Source organism: Pseudomonas canadensis, assembly GCF_000503215.1.
Classification (GTDB): domain Bacteria; phylum Pseudomonadota; class Gammaproteobacteria; order Pseudomonadales; family Pseudomonadaceae; genus Aquipseudomonas; species Aquipseudomonas canadensis.
The window spans coordinates 969,818-984,372 of the sequence record NZ_AYTD01000013.1 but is presented as its reverse complement, the minus strand read 5'-3'; the positions used below and the strand labels follow the sequence as shown (position 1 = coordinate 984,372).

14 protein-coding genes are annotated in these 14,555 nt (G+C 59.7%); 9 read left to right on the top strand and 5 right to left on the bottom strand.

The features are described 5' to 3' along the window. Positions 1–69: 69 nt before the first annotated feature. From cobU to U367_RS0113365, 7 genes are all read left to right on the top strand, one after another. Positions 70–591, top strand: coding sequence for a bifunctional adenosylcobinamide kinase/adenosylcobinamide-phosphate guanylyltransferase (gene cobU, locus U367_RS0113400; RefSeq protein ID WP_028617364.1), 522 nt, complete (start codon positions 70–72; stop codon positions 589–591). Continuing rightward, complete coding sequence (cobT, locus tag U367_RS0113395; RefSeq protein ID WP_028617363.1) at positions 588–1,643, top strand: nicotinate-nucleotide--dimethylbenzimidazole phosphoribosyltransferase; 1,056 nt, start codon at positions 588–590, stop codon at positions 1,641–1,643. Before cobU ends, cobT begins: the two co-directional genes overlap by 4 nt. Next, complete coding sequence (gene cobC, locus U367_RS0113390; RefSeq protein ID WP_028617362.1) at positions 1,640–2,215, top strand: alpha-ribazole phosphatase family protein; 576 nt, start codon at positions 1,640–1,642, stop codon at positions 2,213–2,215. Before cobT ends, cobC begins: the two co-directional genes overlap by 4 nt. A 2-nt stretch (positions 2,216–2,217) precedes the next feature. Further along, positions 2,218–2,946, top strand: a complete 729-nt coding sequence (locus U367_RS0113385) for an adenosylcobinamide-GDP ribazoletransferase (protein WP_028617361.1) — start codon at positions 2,218–2,220, stop codon at positions 2,944–2,946. 42 nt (positions 2,947–2,988) lie between these two features. Then, a complete protein-coding gene (locus U367_RS0113380) occupies positions 2,989–3,393 on the top strand; it encodes a MarR family winged helix-turn-helix transcriptional regulator (protein ID WP_016976530.1) in 405 nt (134 codons plus the stop codon). Between the two features lie 63 nt (positions 3,394–3,456). Further along, entirely contained in the window at positions 3,457–4,656 is a 1,200-nt protein-coding gene (locus U367_RS0113375) for an MFS transporter (protein WP_161634124.1), read from the top strand. A 150-nt stretch (positions 4,657–4,806) separates the two neighbouring features. Further along, the gene (locus U367_RS0113365; RefSeq protein WP_028617359.1) at positions 4,807–5,358 is read left to right on the top strand and encodes a glutathione peroxidase; all 552 of its coding nucleotides are present in this window, start codon (positions 4,807–4,809) and stop codon (positions 5,356–5,358) included. Positions 5,359–5,423: 65 nt separating this feature from the next. On the opposite strand, the gene U367_RS0113360 is transcribed toward U367_RS0113365, so the two are convergent. The 4 genes from U367_RS0113360 to U367_RS0113345 form a co-directional block, all read right to left on the bottom strand. After that, positions 5,424–6,713: an OmpP1/FadL family transporter gene (locus U367_RS0113360; RefSeq protein WP_028617358.1), complete on the bottom strand. Its 1,290-nt coding sequence runs from the start codon at positions 6,711–6,713 to the stop codon at positions 5,424–5,426. 146 nt (positions 6,714–6,859) lie between these two features. Next, positions 6,860–7,342, bottom strand: a complete 483-nt coding sequence (locus tag U367_RS0113355) for a hypothetical protein (RefSeq protein ID WP_028617357.1) — start codon at positions 7,340–7,342, stop codon at positions 6,860–6,862. Positions 7,343–7,624: 282 nt separating this feature from the next. Further along, a complete protein-coding gene (locus tag U367_RS0113350) occupies positions 7,625–7,849 on the bottom strand; it encodes a hypothetical protein (protein ID WP_005790139.1) in 225 nt (74 codons plus the stop codon). A gap of 443 nt (positions 7,850–8,292) precedes the next feature. After that, complete coding sequence (locus tag U367_RS0113345; RefSeq protein WP_028617356.1) at positions 8,293–8,598, bottom strand: hypothetical protein; 306 nt, start codon at positions 8,596–8,598, stop codon at positions 8,293–8,295. A gap of 457 nt (positions 8,599–9,055) precedes the next feature. Between U367_RS0113345 and U367_RS01000000130105 the strand changes: the two genes are divergently transcribed. Next, positions 9,056–9,379, top strand: coding sequence for an SEL1-like repeat protein (locus U367_RS01000000130105; protein WP_032864225.1), 324 nt, complete (start codon positions 9,056–9,058; stop codon positions 9,377–9,379). Between the two features lie 175 nt (positions 9,380–9,554). Beyond that, positions 9,555–10,919, top strand: coding sequence for a DNA recombination protein RmuC (gene rmuC, locus U367_RS0113335; RefSeq protein ID WP_174890966.1), 1,365 nt, complete (start codon positions 9,555–9,557; stop codon positions 10,917–10,919). Positions 10,920–11,026: 107 nt separating this feature from the next. On the opposite strand, the gene U367_RS0113330 is transcribed toward rmuC, so the two are convergent. Continuing rightward, entirely contained in the window at positions 11,027–14,497 is a 3,471-nt protein-coding gene (locus U367_RS0113330; RefSeq protein WP_028617353.1) for a hybrid sensor histidine kinase/response regulator, read from the bottom strand. Between the last annotated feature and the right edge of the window lie 58 nt (positions 14,498–14,555).

Sequence of the window (14,555 nt, the reverse complement as noted above, 5' to 3'; positions counted from 1 at the left end):
TGAGAGCGGGCTTGCTCGCGATGGCGGCCTGATGGCCGACACATTTCAGCCAACCCAAGGTGCCATCCCATGCTTCAACTGATCCTCGGCGGCGCCCGCTCCGGTAAAAGCCGCCTTGCCGAAAAACTCGCCAGCGACAGTGGTTTGACCGTCACGTACATCGCCACCAGCCAACCGCTGGATGGTGAGATGAATGAACGCGTCGCCTTGCATCGCCAGCGTCGCCCCGAGCATTGGGGCCTCATCGAAGAACCCGTCGAACTGGCTCGCGTGCTGCGCGAAAACGCGGCACCTGCGCAGTGCCTGCTGGTGGACTGCCTGACCCTGTGGCTGACTAATCTGCTGATGCTCGAAGCCCCGAATCGTCTGGCCGCTGAGCGCGATCAATTGCTGGAAACCCTGGCCACGCTGCCGGGTGAAATCATTTTTGTCAGCAACGAGACCGGTCTGGGTGTCGTGCCGCTGGGCGAATTGACTCGCCGCTATGTGGATGAAGCCGGTTGGCTGCATCAAGCCTTGGCCGAGCGCTGTCAGCGTGTTGTCCTGACGGTTGCCGGCCTGCCCCTGACTTTGAAAGGTACTGCGTTATGACTGATACCTGGTGGTTCAACCCTTGTAAGGCGATCGACGTGCAAGCGTATGAACACGCTCTGGCACGCCAGCAGCAATTGACCAAGCCGGCCGGCTCCCTCGGCCAGCTGGAGGCGCTGGCGGTGCAATTGGCGGGCATGCAGGGCCAGGTCAAACCTTTGGTGGATCACGTGTGGATTGCCATCTTCGCCGGTGACCACGGCGTGGTCGCGGAAGGCGTGTCGGCGTTTCCTCAGGAAGTCACGGGGCAGATGCTGCTCAACTTTGTCAGCGGTGGTGCGGCCATCAGTGTGTTGGCGCGGCAGCTGGACGCACAGCTGGAAGTGGTCGACCTCGGCACGGTCACGCCGTCTCTGGACCTGCCCGGTGTGCGTCACCTGAATATCGGCGCGGGCACCGCCAATTTCGTCAACGGTCCGGCGATGACCGAGGCACAGGGGCAGCTCGCCCTGCAAGCCGGCCGCGACAGTGTGCGACGTGCATTGGCGAGCGGGGCGCAGCTGTTTATCGGCGGTGAGATGGGCATCGGCAACACCACCGCCGCCAGTGCGCTGGCGTGTGCTTTGCTCGATTGTCAGGTCAGTGATCTCACGGGGCCCGGTACGGGTTTGAATGCCCAAGGCGTCAGCCACAAGGTGGCCGTGATCGAGCGTGCCCTGGCGCTGCACGCCGGTCAGCGTGCTGATGCGTTGCAGACGCTGTTCAATCTGGGCGGCTTTGAAATTGCTGCGCTGGTGGGCGCATACCTGGCCTGCGCCCAGGACGGCATCGTGGTGCTGGTGGATGGCTTTATCTGCACCGTTGCGGCGCTGGTCGCGACACGCTTGAACCCGGCATGCCGTGAATGGCTGCTGTTCGGTCATCGCGGCGCCGAGCCGGGTCATCGCCATGTGTTGCAAAGCCTCGACGCGCAGCCGCTTCTGGAACTGGGCCTGCGCTTGGGCGAAGGCAGTGGCGCGGCGTTGGCGGTTCCGGTGGTGCGTCTGGCGTGTGCATTGCACGGGCAGATGGCGACCTTCGCCGAAGCCGCCGTGGCAGACCGCCCGGCATGACCCTGCGCCTGGACCTGCTGCGTCACGGCGAAACCGAGCTGGGCGGCGGCCTGCGCGGCAGTCTGGATGATGCACTCACCGCCAACGGCTGGGCGCAGATGCGCGCGGCCGTGATGGAACAGGGGCCGTGGGACCGACTGGTCAGCTCACCGCTGCAACGCTGCGCGCGGTTTGCCGAGGAGTTGGGGGCTCAACTGAAGCTGCCGGTGACCCTGGAAAAGGATCTGCAAGAGTTGCACTTCGGTGCCTGGGAAGGGCAGAGCGCGGCGGCCTTGATGGAGACCGACGCCGAAGGGCTTGGGTTGTTCTGGGCTGATCCCTACCGCTTTACACCACCGGAGGGGGAGCCGGTCAGCGCTTTTTCCGACCGGGTCCTGGGCGCTGTCGCACGCTTGCATCAGGCCTATGCCGGTGAGCGTGTGTTGTTGATCAGTCATGGCGGTGTCATGCGTCTGCTACTGGCGCGAGCGCGTGGTTTGCCGAGGGAGCAATTGCTGAACGTCGAAGTGGGCCATGGCGGGTTGTTCAGTCTGTACGTCGCCGCTGACGGCGCCCTGAAGGAAGGGGTTTAGACATGTTGCCCTTCTGGATCGCCCTGCAGTTTCTCAGCAGTTTGCCGATTCGCTTGCCGGGTATGCCGCAGCCTCAGGAATTGGGGCGTTCACTGCTGTTTTATCCGGTCGTGGGTGTGTTGTTCGGTGTGCTGTTGTGGGGCTTGAATTCGGTATTGATGGGCGCGCCGTTGTTGCTGCATGCCGCACTGCTGCTGGCGGCCTGGGTGTTGCTCAGTGGTGGCCTGCACCTGGACGGATTGGCGGACAGCGCCGATGCCTGGCTCGGCGGTTTTGGCGACCGCGAGCGTACGCTGACAATCATGAAGGACCCACGTAGCGGGCCGATTGCCGTAGTCACCCTCGGGTTGGTGCTGCTGCTCAAATTCACTGCGTTGGTAGCCTTGATTGAGCAACACAACGGCGCGGCACTGATCCTGGCGCCGCTGATCGGCCGCGCCTCGATGCTGGCACTGTTTCTCACCACGCGTTATGTGCGTGCCGGTGGATTGGGCCAGGCATTGTCGGATCATTTACCGAGAATTGTCGGCCAACAGGTACTGATCCTCAGTGGTCTGGCCTGCATCCTCATTGGCGGCTTCAGTGGCGGGATGGCTGTACTGCTCGCTGTGATCTGCTTCCTGGGGCTGCGCCAACTGATGGTCAATCGGCTGGGTGGCACCACGGGCGATACCGCAGGCGCCTTGCTGGAGCTGCTGGAAGTCGCGGTTCTGGTCGGCCTGGCGCTGTAACACTTTCTTGCATTTCCTTAATCGCGGGTATATACACCTTCCATGCTTGCCTCCCAATGTTTATGTACCAACCTGCGACGTGCCGCCCGTGGCGTCAGCAGGCATTACGACGGCGCCCTGGATGGCTTCGGGATCAACGTCGCCCAGTATTCTTTGCTGTGTAACTTGCAGCGCCTTGATCAGCCGAGTATTTCCAGCCTGGCGGAAGCCATGGGCCTGGATCGCAGCACCTTGGGGCGCAACCTGCGGGTGCTGGAAGGCGAGGGCCTGGTGCGGTTGGTGGAAGGCGATGACCTGCGCAACCGCCTGGTGATGTTGACCGAGGACGGTGTCGCACGACTGGCCGCAGCATTACCCGCCTGGGAAGCGGCGCAGCAGAAATTGATCGATCAACTCGGCGCGGAAAAACGCGAAACCTTGTTGGCCTTGCTGGACGAACTCGCCTGAGCGCGGATTTGTTCAAATACAAGCGGGTATATACCCGCGAGCGGAGAATAAGAAATGACCTCGATGTGGCGCACCAGTGGATGGATTCTTGTAGGGAGTGCGCTGATCCTGGCGTTGTCGTTGGGCGTGCGGCACGGTTTCGGCCTGTTCCTGGCACCGATGAGCAGCGAATTCGGCTGGGGCCGTGAGACCTTCGCCTTTGCCATCGCCTTGCAGAATCTGATCTGGGGCCTGGCGCAACCGTTCACCGGCGCCCTGGCTGACCGCTTTGGCGCGACTAAAGCGGTGTTCGTCGGCGGCGTCCTGTACGCGGCGGGCCTGGTGTTGATGGGCATGTCCGATTCGGCGTGGTCGTTGTCCTTAAGTGCCGGCTTGCTGATTGGTATCGGCCTGTCCGGCACCTCGTTCTCGGTGATTCTGGGTGTGGTCGGCCGGGCTGTGGCGCCGGAAAAACGCAGCATGGCGATGGGCATCGCGAGTGCTGCCGGTTCGTTCGGTCAGTTCGCCATGGTGCCGGGCACCTTGGGCTTGATCAGCTGGTTGGGCTGGTCTGCGGCACTGCTGGCACTGGGCCTGATGGTGGCGCTGATCCTGCCTCTGGTGAGCATGCTCAAGGACCGACCACTGCCGGTGGTGGCGGGTCAGCAAACCTTGCGCGAAGCCTTGAAGGAGGCCTGTTCCCATTCCGGTTTCTGGCTGTTGGCCTTCGGCTTTTTTGTCTGCGGTTTCCAGGTGGTGTTTATCGGCGTGCATTTGCCGGCCTACTTGGTGGATCAGCACTTGCCGGCCACCGTCGGGACCACGGTGCTGGCGCTGATTGGCCTATTCAATATTTTCGGCACCTACACCGCCGGCTGGCTCGGTGGGCGCATGTCCAAGCCGCGCTTGTTGACTGCTTTGTACCTGCTGCGTGCGGTGGTGATCGTGCTGTTCCTGTGGGCGCCGGTCACTGAAGTCACCGCTTATCTGTTTGGCATGGCGATGGGCTTCCTGTGGCTGTCTACCGTTCCGCTGACCAACGGCACCGTCGCCACATTGTTCGGTGTACGAAACCTATCCATGCTCGGTGGGATCGTGTTCCTGTTCCACCAACTCGGTTCGTTCCTGGGTGGTTGGCTGGGAGGGGTGGTCTATGATCGAACCGGCAACTACGATTTGATCTGGCAGGTCGCGATCCTGCTGAGCCTGCTCGCCGCGGCCCTGAATTGGCCGGTACGCGAGCGGCCAGTGGCGCGATTGCAGGCGCAGATGGAGGCGGCATGAGCATAGCGATACGCGGGTTAATACTCGCCGCGGTGTTGGTGTTGATGTTGCTGGCCTGGTGGGGCTGGCAAAACGGCGGGCTGGCGTTGATGCAACTGGGTATGTCGATCTGTTAAGTTCGTGGTTTGACAACTTTCAAGGACACACGACATGCAGATGCGTTGGCTTGCTGTACCCGTCCTGATGGCTATTGGCAGCGTTGCGCTGGCTGCCAGCTGCCCGCCGCTGCTGGAAGGCCAATTGCCCAAGCTGCGCGCCAAGGAATCCATCGACCTGTGCCAGCGCTTTGCCGGCAAGCCCCTGATCATCGTCAACACCGCCAGCTTCTGCGGGTTCGCACCACAGTTCAAAGGCCTTGAAGCGTTGTACCAACGCTACAAGGGCCAAGGGCTCGAAGTGATCGGCGTGCCATCGGATGACTTCAAGCAGGAAGCCAAGACCGGCGAAGAAACCGCCAAGGTCTGCTACGTGAATTACGGCGTGACCTTCACCATGACCGAGCCACAGAAGGTCAAGGGGCCGGACGCGGTGCATCTATTCAAGGTGTTGGCGCAGCAGACCGACGCGCCGCCGAAGTGGAATTTCTACAAGTACGTGGTGGATCGGCAGGGCAAGGTGATCGCCAACTTTTCCAGCCTCACCAAGCCGGACAGTCCGGACATGATCAAGGCAGTGGAGGAGGCGATAGCGTCCAAGCCTTGATCGTCAGCCATTAAAAAGCCCCGCCTCCTTTGCAGGAGAGCGGGGCTTTTTTATAGGGTGTCAGGTCAGAACTTGTAAGTTACGCCCAGGCCAAAACCGTTGGCGCTGTTTTCGTACTTAGCATTGTAGGACTGGCCCAATGCGTTGGCGCGAGCGACCTTGACTGGTTCTTCCTTGAGGTAGGAGTAAGCCAGGTCAACGGTCATATTCGGCATTACATCGTAACCAAGGCCGAGACTGAAGATAGTCCGGTCACCGGTTGGGATACGCGGCGAACGGTCTTTGTTGTTGGTAGGCGACTGGTCGAAGGTCAGGCCGGTACGCAGCACCACTTGCTTGGTGACACGATACGAGGTACCCAAGGCATAGGCCCAAGTGTCGTGCCAGTTCTGGTCTTCTTTGATGGTGCCGACAATTTGCGGCGCCAAAACACCGCTACCGGCTGCGGCCGATACACCTTCGTTGTTGACGGTAATGTCTTTCAAGCGGCTCCAACGGGTCCAAGTAGCGCCGGCGTAGAGTTTCCACGCGTCGCTCATGTCTTGAGTAACCGAGAAGTCCCAGGATTCAGGCGTGTCGATCTTCAGCGACGCGTCGTAGCGGCCATTGTTCAGCAGCGCAGCCGGAACGTTGGTGCCTTTGGTCACTTCAGTATGGCCTTCGAGCTTGTACTTCACCTTCGAGTGGTAGGTCAGGCCCACGCGAGTTGTATCAGTGGCTTGAACCAGCAGGCCGGCATTGAAGCCGACGGCGGTGTCATCTCCCTTGATCTTGATGTTGTTGGAGCCGGTACCAGCGATTGGCAGGTTGATATCGGACTCAAGCGTACCAGCGATACGGTTGATGGTCGGGCCAAAACCAATGGAAACCCGATCGTTGAAGGCGTAGCTCACCGTAGGCTGGAAGGTGATGACCGTCACTTCGCTTTTGCTGCCAAAAGCTTTGCCTTGGAAGCCACTTTCGTAGTCTGTCACGAGACCAAACGGAGCATAGACGCCGAAACCTACAGCCCATTGTTCGTTAAGTTTATTGGTGTAGAAACCGAAAGGAACGGCAGTGAAAGGCACCATATCGCCTTTGTTCGTGCCTGTGGAGCGGCCGCTGACATCCTTGATGTTGCTTGAGGCATCAATCGCTGCAACACCGCCAGTGACTTGCTGGCCTTCAAGGCGAGCCATACCGGCAGGGTTACCATAAACGGTACTTGCATTTTCGGCAGAAGAAGAGCGGCCTGCGAAACCCGTTCCCATTCCTGCGACGTCTTGTTCGTTAAGGGCAAAGCCACTTGCGAATACGTGGGAAGAGGCCATGGCAACGGCGAGGCTAAGTGTGGTCTTGAGCATTACTTTTTTCATTATTAGAACTCCGTGGTGATCACCGCTGCGGAAAGTAACAATAATTTTAAGATCGCGCTATAGGCTGTAATGTAGGAGATAGAGCGGTTTTGTAGGACAATCCGACCAAATTCCCGGGTTTTTGACGAATCTTGCAAATTGCCCGGTCAGCAAACCACGTGATTCATGGGTGAAACACAGGTTTGCCAGGCTTGAGTGAAATCGCGCAGCCGTCCTTGTGGGTGAAAAATTTCTTTCCAGATACGTGCCATTGCCAGCACATCACCGGGCGGAGGCAGTGCGGAGGTGTGTTGTTCCACCAAAAGCCAGGCGATGGCCGTGGCGTAACGCAGGTTGACGGTGAGTTCCAGTTGCGGCGCGCTGAGGAAGGCGTGCTGGCTCGCGAGCCCACGTACCAGGCTGGCGCGCTCGGGGTCCAGCGCCAGGTAGTCATCCCACAAGGCGCGGTGGCGCGGTTCGGTGATGCTGTACAGGCCATGCCCACGGCGGTCGTGCAACGCTGAACCGAGTTCCGACTGGCTGGCGGCAATGCCCAGCAGCAGAGACTCGGCCGTTGGGTTGTGGCGGCCCAGGTACATCAAGGTCGGCCGGATCACATAACGACACAATTCGCTGGCAGCGATACCCATACAAGCCTCAATCCGTGAAAGTGGTCGACGAAGCCTGAGAAGGTGTGGGGGCTTGGCAGCAGTGGATCGGATCTCAGGCTCGCCGGAAGCGGATCATGCCGCTTGAGTTGAAGTGTAGTGTCATATTTGTGATGTAAAGGACTGTTTTTAAAACATCTTCTTCATTTAGTTATAACGTTTATATCTATTTGAACTTAGTGCAAAAGCTCGATTGGCAAATTCCGGGCAATAAAAAACCCTGCTTTTTAAACAGGGTTTTTGTGTTTCAGCGACTCGGGTCGATCAGGCAGTCAGTGCCTGACGGGTACGCTCGATCACGGCCTGCAGCGGTTCTGCGCTGGAGTATTGATCGGGGTACAGGCGTTCGCTGTGACGAGCGATGCCGTGTTCGTTGACCAGGGTGAAGCTGAAGCAGCCTTTGCGAGCGGCCATGATCAGGCAGTTCATTGGAGCAAAAGCGTTGGTGAGGGTGCGAATGGCATCCTGAGTATGGATTTGAGCGTTCATATTATTGGTGTTCCTACAAATGACACAGATAAGAACCGTGCCGTATTAAAACGTTCCAGCGACGTTGACCACGATTGATCGAACGAAGAAACCGACTGGAACAAAGCAGCCAGTTTGAAGCGCTGATAAGTTAGGCGCGCTTGGGCTGGCAGGTAGGTACTTAGGAGGGCAGGCAACACAACAGGGGCAAAGGTTCTGGGCCCGGGGTGAAGATCCTGATCAATTTGCAGGTTGGTTCGGTCAGAGTATGGAAACTTCGCGCCACCCTTTGCTTCTTCAAAGGCAGTGTCGTCGCAAGTGATACCTGGAAACCATCGAGGTGGTCGATCCCGTGTTGGACAAGGGAGTTGTTCGACCAGAATTGACTTTCAGCTTGGTACTAACGCCGCGGATAGTAACGGATTGAAACCGGTAAGGGAAGTATGTCAGTCAAAAAACTTTCATCAGCCGCCCAGCAGGCCTCGATAGACCAGCACCGTAGTCGCTGCCGCCAGTGAACAGCCCAGCCCGTAGGCGGCAAGGGTCAGACGCAAGGATTGGCCGGTCTCGACCACTTTCATCACGTCGCCCATGTCGTTTATCCGCCCTTCGCCCAGTTCGATGCACAGGCTCACGGCAGTGAACGCCGCCGACAGCAGGATCGCAATGGCGAACAGCGCCCCATCCGGTGACGGCAGCGCTGCATTGATCCCCAAGGAAACGGCGCAGATCGCCAGCAGCAATACGGCGAATAACAGAATCCCTTTCATCAACCCACCCATTGTTGCGTTGTAGGTCGGGGAGTGTGGCGAGCCGGGAAAGATTTGAGAAGTCCCTGATTTGTCCCTGCGGTAACATTTTTGTAGCGAGTGGCTTCAAAAAACACCGGTGATATAACCATCGGATGGGTACTTGTGCACATTGGTTGCGGCCTGTGTAACCGCACTGTCAACTGCACTGCGAGACCGCCATTTGCCTGCAATGAAAATTTAAGTCAATGAAAAATCTGGCTTTTTTTTATTGGTGAAAAAATCGTCAGTTTGACTGCGGCCCCCATTCCATGGGGCTTTGCGCGAGTTAAAGGAGGGTTGTCCACTGAGTTATCCACAGCTTCTGTGGATTGTCCCGAGCGCTTGCTCTAGAACGGGCGTGCAGAGTTTTTTCAGCTTTACCTGTGCGAAAAAAAGAGTAGAGTGGCGCGCCTTCCGTTCTGTCCCACAGTGCTTTATGAAGTTTCGCTCAGTATCACCTTCTGTTACCGACACTCCTCAAACTGTTACCGCCCCCGAGCGCTTCTCCTTGAAAGTTGCTTTGTGGTTGCTCGACAGTCCTCGCCTGGGCCACAACACCAACGTCAAGCATTTCGCCGGGCGTTTGCTCAAGCAGCCAGCCCGGGAAGGTGTGGTCGCTGCACAGAGCCGCCTGGGCCAACTGATGTGCCGCGAATGCGGGAATGCCCGCGACCGCCGCATCGGCCACGACCTGCTACGCCTGGCCGCCCGTGCCGGTGACCGCCGCGCCCAGCGCGAATTGGGCCAGGTCGAAGACTGAGCTGTCCTCAGGCCCTGTGCTCCGCTAACCTTGTTTTTTTTCGGTGATGGCAGACATGTCTATGGTTTTTGACTGGACCAGTATTGCCCTGGGCCTGGCTGGCGCTGCCGTGCCTTTACTGGCCGTGTGCTGGCAGCTCCAGCGACGGTTGACCGCACGCATGACTGGCTGGGAGTTGCTCGAGGAGCGTTTGGCCACTGCACAGCTGGCCCAGGAAGGCCTGGCCGCACAGCTGGATGCCAGCCGCGATGAAATCAGCGACTTGAGCCAGGCCAACGCCGCCAAGCAAGCCGATCTCGCAGCAGTACGCCGCGAGGTCGAGTTGCTGCAAATCGATCGTGACAATGCCCGCGATGCTGCCCACGCCTGGAACCTTGATCGCAGCGCCAAGGAAACCGAGCTGCGTCGCCTCGATGCATTGTCGGCCGCCTTGCGCGCCGAATTGCGTGAACAGCAGGATAGCCATCAACAACGCCTCACCGACCTGCAAGGCTCGCGCGATGAGCTGCGTGCGCAATTCGCCGAGCTGGCCGGCAAGATCTTCGATGAGCGCGAACAGCGCTTCGCCGAAACCAGCCAGGAACGCCTGGGCCAATTGCTCGATCCGCTGAAGGAGCGCATCCAGTCCTTCGAAAAACGCGTGGAAGAAAGCTATCAGAACGAGGCGCGCGAGCGTTTTTCCCTAGCTAAAGAGCTGGAGCGCCTACAGCAACTCAACCTGCGTCTGTCGGACGAGGCGACCAACCTGACTCGCGCGCTCAAGGGCCAGAAAACCCAAGGTAACTGGGGAGAGCTGATCCTGGAACGGGTGCTGGAGCATGCAGGCCTGGAGAAGGGTCGTGAATACCAGACCCAGGTCAGCCTCAAAGGCCCGGATGGCGAGCGGTTCCAGCCCGATGTATTGATCATGTTGCCCGGCGACAAGCAGGTGGTGGTGGACTCCAAGGTCAGTCTCACTGCGTATCAACAGTACGTGGCGGCGGAGGATGAAGTCATCGGCCAGGCAGCCCTGAAGCAGCATGTGCTATCGCTGCGAAACCACGTCAAAGGCTTGGCCGGTAAGGATTACAAACGCCTCGAAGGCTTGCACAGCCTGGATTTCGTGTTGCTGTTCGTGCCCATCGAGGCGGCGTTTTCTGCTGCATTGCAGGCCGAGCCCAACCTGTTCCAGGAAGCGTTTGACCGCCACATCGTGATCGTCAGCCCGACCACCTTGCTCGCGACCCTACGCGTGATCGATAGCTTGTGGAAGCAGGAACGTCAGAGCCAGAACGCCCGGGAAATCGCCGAACGCGCCGGGTGGCTGTACGACAAGTTCGTACTGTTCATCCAGGACCTGGACGAAGTGGGCAACCGCTTGCAGCAGTTGGATAAGGCTTACAGCGCGGCGCGAAACAAGCTGACAGATGGACGCGGAAATCTGGTCAGCCGCACCGAGCAATTGCGCTTGCTGGGTGCTCGGGCGAGTAAAAGCCTGCCGGCTGATTTGCTGGAGCGGGCGATGACGGATTCAGATGGCGTGGCCCATCTGCCTGAATAAACGATCGCCTTTTGTAGGAGCGAGCTTGCTCGCGAAAAACGTCAACGATAACGCGGGCGTTTTGAATGACCGTGTTGCCTGTGCGTTCTTCGCGAGCAAGCTCGCTCCTACAGAGGTAGGTGTCTGCTTAAAAGTGCCCGCAACGCTGCAGGCTTCACCGGCTTGGCCAGGTAATCCAACCCCGCCGCATGCACTTCGGCCACCATTTCCGGTCGGCCGTCGGCGCTGATCACCACGCCGGGAATCGGCTCGGCCAATTGCGCGCGCAACCAGCCCATCAGCTCAGTGCCGGTTTCGCCATGGTCCAGGTGGTAGTCCACCAGTGCCAGTTGCGGGCGCACACCGTCGGCGAGCAACGCCGCGCATTGCGCCTGGTCGGTGGCGGTCCACACTTCACAGCCCCAGCGCGTCAACAGGCTGCGCATGCCGATCAGGATGCTCTCTTCATTATCCACACACAGCACCTGTGCACCGCTCAACGGCAGTCCGGTTTCCTGTGGCGTCTTGACCTGCGGGCTGGCCTGGTTGCGCGCCAACGGCACACGCACGCTGAACACGCTGCCTTTGCCTGGCCATGAACGCACGCTCAACCGATGGCCGAGCACCCGACACAAGCCGTCGGCGATTGCCAGGCCCAGCCCCAGGCCTTTCTCCGCGCGGGTCTGGTGGCTGTCCAGGCGCTTGAATTCTTCGAAGATCACCTTCTGTTTATCCAGCGGGATACCGGGGCCACGGTCCCACACTTCCAGGCACAGCTCGCCCTTGCGTCGGCGTACGCCAAGCAGCACTGGGCCGTCGGCATAACGGAAAGCGTTGGTGAGAAAATTCTGCAGGATGCGCCGCAGCAACTTGATGTCGCTGTCGACGCGCAAGTGACTGCCGCGCAGGCGGAAACGCAAGCCTTGCTCTTGGGCCAGCGCTTTAAACTCTGCGCCCAAGGTGTCGAACAGTTCGTTGAGTACAAACGGCTGGCGTTGCGGATTGATCTTGCCGTTTTCCAGGCGTGAGATATCCAGCAGGTCGCTGATCAGGTCTTCGGCAGAGCGCAGTGAGCTGTCCAGGTGCTGCACCAATTGCCGGGCTTCGCTGGACAGTCCGTCGTGCTGGTGGGAGAGGGCAGCGGAAAACAGCCGTGCGGCATTCAAGGGTTGCATCAGGTCATGGCTGACGGCCGCCAGGAAACGCGTCTTCGACTGGCTGGCGGACTCGGCCACGCCCTTGGCATCGGTGAGCGCCACATTGAGTTGCGACAGTTCATGGGTACGCTCGGTCACCCGTTGTTCCAAACCTTCGTTGGCCTCGGTGAGCGCCTGCTCGGCTTCGCGGAACGCGGTAATGTCGGTGAAACTCATAACAAAACCGCCCCCGGGCATCGGGTTGCCGATCAGCTCGATCACCCGACCATTGGGGAACAAGCGCTCGGAGGTGTGCGCACGGCCTTGGCGCATCCAATGCAGGCGTCGCGCCACATGCACTTCGGCCTCGCCCGGCCCGCACAGCCCGCGTTCGGCGTTGTAGCGGATGATGTCGGCAATCGGTCGGCCGACGCTGATCAGCCCGTCCGGGTAATTGAACAGCTCAAGATAACGCCGGTTCCAGGCCACCAGTTTGAGGGACTGGTCGACTACGCTGATGCCCTGGGTGATGTTCTCGATGGCGCCTTGTAGCAGCGCGCGGTTGAATTGCAGCACTTCCGACGCTTCGTCGGCGATGCGGACTACGTCTTCCAGCTGCATTTCCCGCCCTTCGATAGCAGCTTTTACGACGGCACGTGTCGAAGATGCCCCCAGCACGCCAGCCAATAGCCGCTCGGTGTGGGCGATCCAATCATTGTCGGCATTCTGGTTAGGGTTGAAGCCTTTGCCTTGGCGATAGGCGAAGCGGATAAAGCTTTGCTGGGCGCGCTCTTCACCGACAAAGCGCGCCGCCAGGCTGAGCAAGTCGCTGATTTGCACCGACAACATCGAGCGAGCGCTGGCGCGTTGGCTGATTTCCTGACCGATGAAACGTCCGGCTTGCCAGTGCTCGGAAACCCGCGTGCGCGACAGCATCGACACCCACACAAACAGCGTGAAGTTACCCGCCAGGGAGAACACGGTGCCCAAGGTCAACGAGGTGACGGACAGGCCCAGCGGGTGGGAATGCATCCACGTCAGCCCAGGGAAAAGGCTGAGGGACCAGCCCAGGCTTTTCGCCGTCACCGGTAGGACCAAGGTGTAGAACCACAGGAAAGTACCGGCTGCCAGCCCGGCGAACACCCCGCGTCGGTTGGCCTGTTTCCAATACAGCGCACCGAGCATGGCCGGAGCCAGTTGGGTCACGGCGGCAAAGGCGATCTGGCCGATGGTCGCCAGGCTCGCGGTGGAGCCCAGCAAGCGATAGCTGACGTAGGCCAGCAACAGAATGATCACGATGCTCACCCGGCGTACCGACAGCATCCAGTGGCGGAACACTTCGAACGGCCGCTCGGCGCTGGAACGACGCAGCAGCCAGGGCAGCAGCATGTCGTTGGACACCATGGTCGACAAGGCGATGCTCGCCACGATGACCATGCCGGTGGCGGCTGATGCGCCACCGATAAATGCCAGCACGGCCAGCGCGGGATGAGCTTCGGCCATCGGCAGGCTGATCACGTAGGAGTCCGGCAGTACCGAGCTGGGCAGCATCATCTTGCCGCCCAAGGCGATCGGTACTACAAACAGTGCGGCAAGAATCAGATAGGCGGGAAATACCCACTTAGCCAGGCGCAGGTCCTGGGGGTCGATGTTCTCCACCACCGTGACGTGGAATTGCCGGGGCAGGCAGATGATCGCCATCATGGCCACGCCGGTCTGCACCACCATGGAGGGCCAGTTGACGGTCTCTTTCCAGTATTCCTCCAGCCGTGGCGCGAGCATGGCCTGGCTGAACAGGTCGCCGAAACCGTCGTACAGGCCGTAGGTCACAAACGCGCCGACCGCCAGAAACGCAAACAGCTTGACCAGCGATTCAAAGGCAATCGCCAGCACCATGCCACGGTGGTGTTCCGTGGCATCGAGATTGCGCGTACCAAACACAATGGTGAACAGCGCCAGCACTAGCGACACGATCAGCGCGGTGTCCTGGGCGCGGGTGCCCGTGGTGTCGGCCCCGGCACCGATCAGCAGGTTGACCCCCAGCACGATGCCTTTGAGTTGCAGGGCAATATAAGGCAGCACGCCGACCAGGCAGATCAGTGCAACCACCACGGCCAAGGATTGGGACTTGCCGTAGCGCGCGGCAATAAAGTCAGCAATGGAGGTGATGTTTTCCTGCTTGCTGATCAGAATCATCTTCTGCAGCACCCAAGGGGCCAGCACCAGCAACAGTACCGGTCCCAGGTAGATCGGTAAAAATGCCCACAGCTGCTCGGCAGCCTGACCTACAGCGCCGAAGAATGTCCAGCTGGTGCAGTAAACAGCCAGCGACAGGCTGTACACCCAGGCGCGCATGCGCGGCGGCAATGGCGCGCGGCGGCGGTCACCGTAGAAGGCGATGGCAAACATAATGGCCATATAGGCCAGGGCAACGGCGGCGATCAGCCCGCTGGACAACGTCATGGTAACTCCGCACATAAGAACACCCAGGCATTCCAGGCCCGGTTGGACAGTCTCGCAG

What these genes read in the sequence shown, in the direction of transcription:
- U367_RS0113330 (WP_028617353.1), bottom strand. Translation starts at nt 14,497, where the DNA reads ATGACGTTGTCCAGCGGGCTGATCGCCGCCGTTGCCCTGGCCTATATG.
- U367_RS0113345 (WP_028617356.1), bottom strand. Translation starts at nt 8,598, where the DNA reads ATGAAAGGGATTCTGTTATTCGCCGTATTGCTGCTGGCGATCTGCGCC.
- cobT (WP_028617363.1), top strand. Translation starts at nt 588, where the DNA reads ATGACTGATACCTGGTGGTTCAACCCTTGTAAGGCGATCGACGTGCAA.
- U367_RS01000000130105 (WP_032864225.1), top strand. Translation starts at nt 9,056, where the DNA reads ATGAAGTTTCGCTCAGTATCACCTTCTGTTACCGACACTCCTCAAACT.
- U367_RS0113385 (WP_028617361.1), top strand. Translation starts at nt 2,218, where the DNA reads ATGTTGCCCTTCTGGATCGCCCTGCAGTTTCTCAGCAGTTTGCCGATT.
- U367_RS0113375 (WP_161634124.1), top strand. Translation starts at nt 3,457, where the DNA reads ATGTGGCGCACCAGTGGATGGATTCTTGTAGGGAGTGCGCTGATCCTG.
- U367_RS0113380 (WP_016976530.1), top strand. Translation starts at nt 2,989, where the DNA reads ATGCTTGCCTCCCAATGTTTATGTACCAACCTGCGACGTGCCGCCCGT.
- cobU (WP_028617364.1), top strand. Translation starts at nt 70, where the DNA reads ATGCTTCAACTGATCCTCGGCGGCGCCCGCTCCGGTAAAAGCCGCCTT.
- U367_RS0113355 (WP_028617357.1), bottom strand. Translation starts at nt 7,342, where the DNA reads ATGGGTATCGCTGCCAGCGAATTGTGTCGTTATGTGATCCGGCCGACC.
- U367_RS0113350 (WP_005790139.1), bottom strand. Translation starts at nt 7,849, where the DNA reads ATGAACGCTCAAATCCATACTCAGGATGCCATTCGCACCCTCACCAAC.
- cobC (WP_028617362.1), top strand. Translation starts at nt 1,640, where the DNA reads ATGACCCTGCGCCTGGACCTGCTGCGTCACGGCGAAACCGAGCTGGGC.
- U367_RS0113365 (WP_028617359.1), top strand. Translation starts at nt 4,807, where the DNA reads ATGCAGATGCGTTGGCTTGCTGTACCCGTCCTGATGGCTATTGGCAGC.
- U367_RS0113360 (WP_028617358.1), bottom strand. Translation starts at nt 6,713, where the DNA reads ATGAAAAAAGTAATGCTCAAGACCACACTTAGCCTCGCCGTTGCCATG.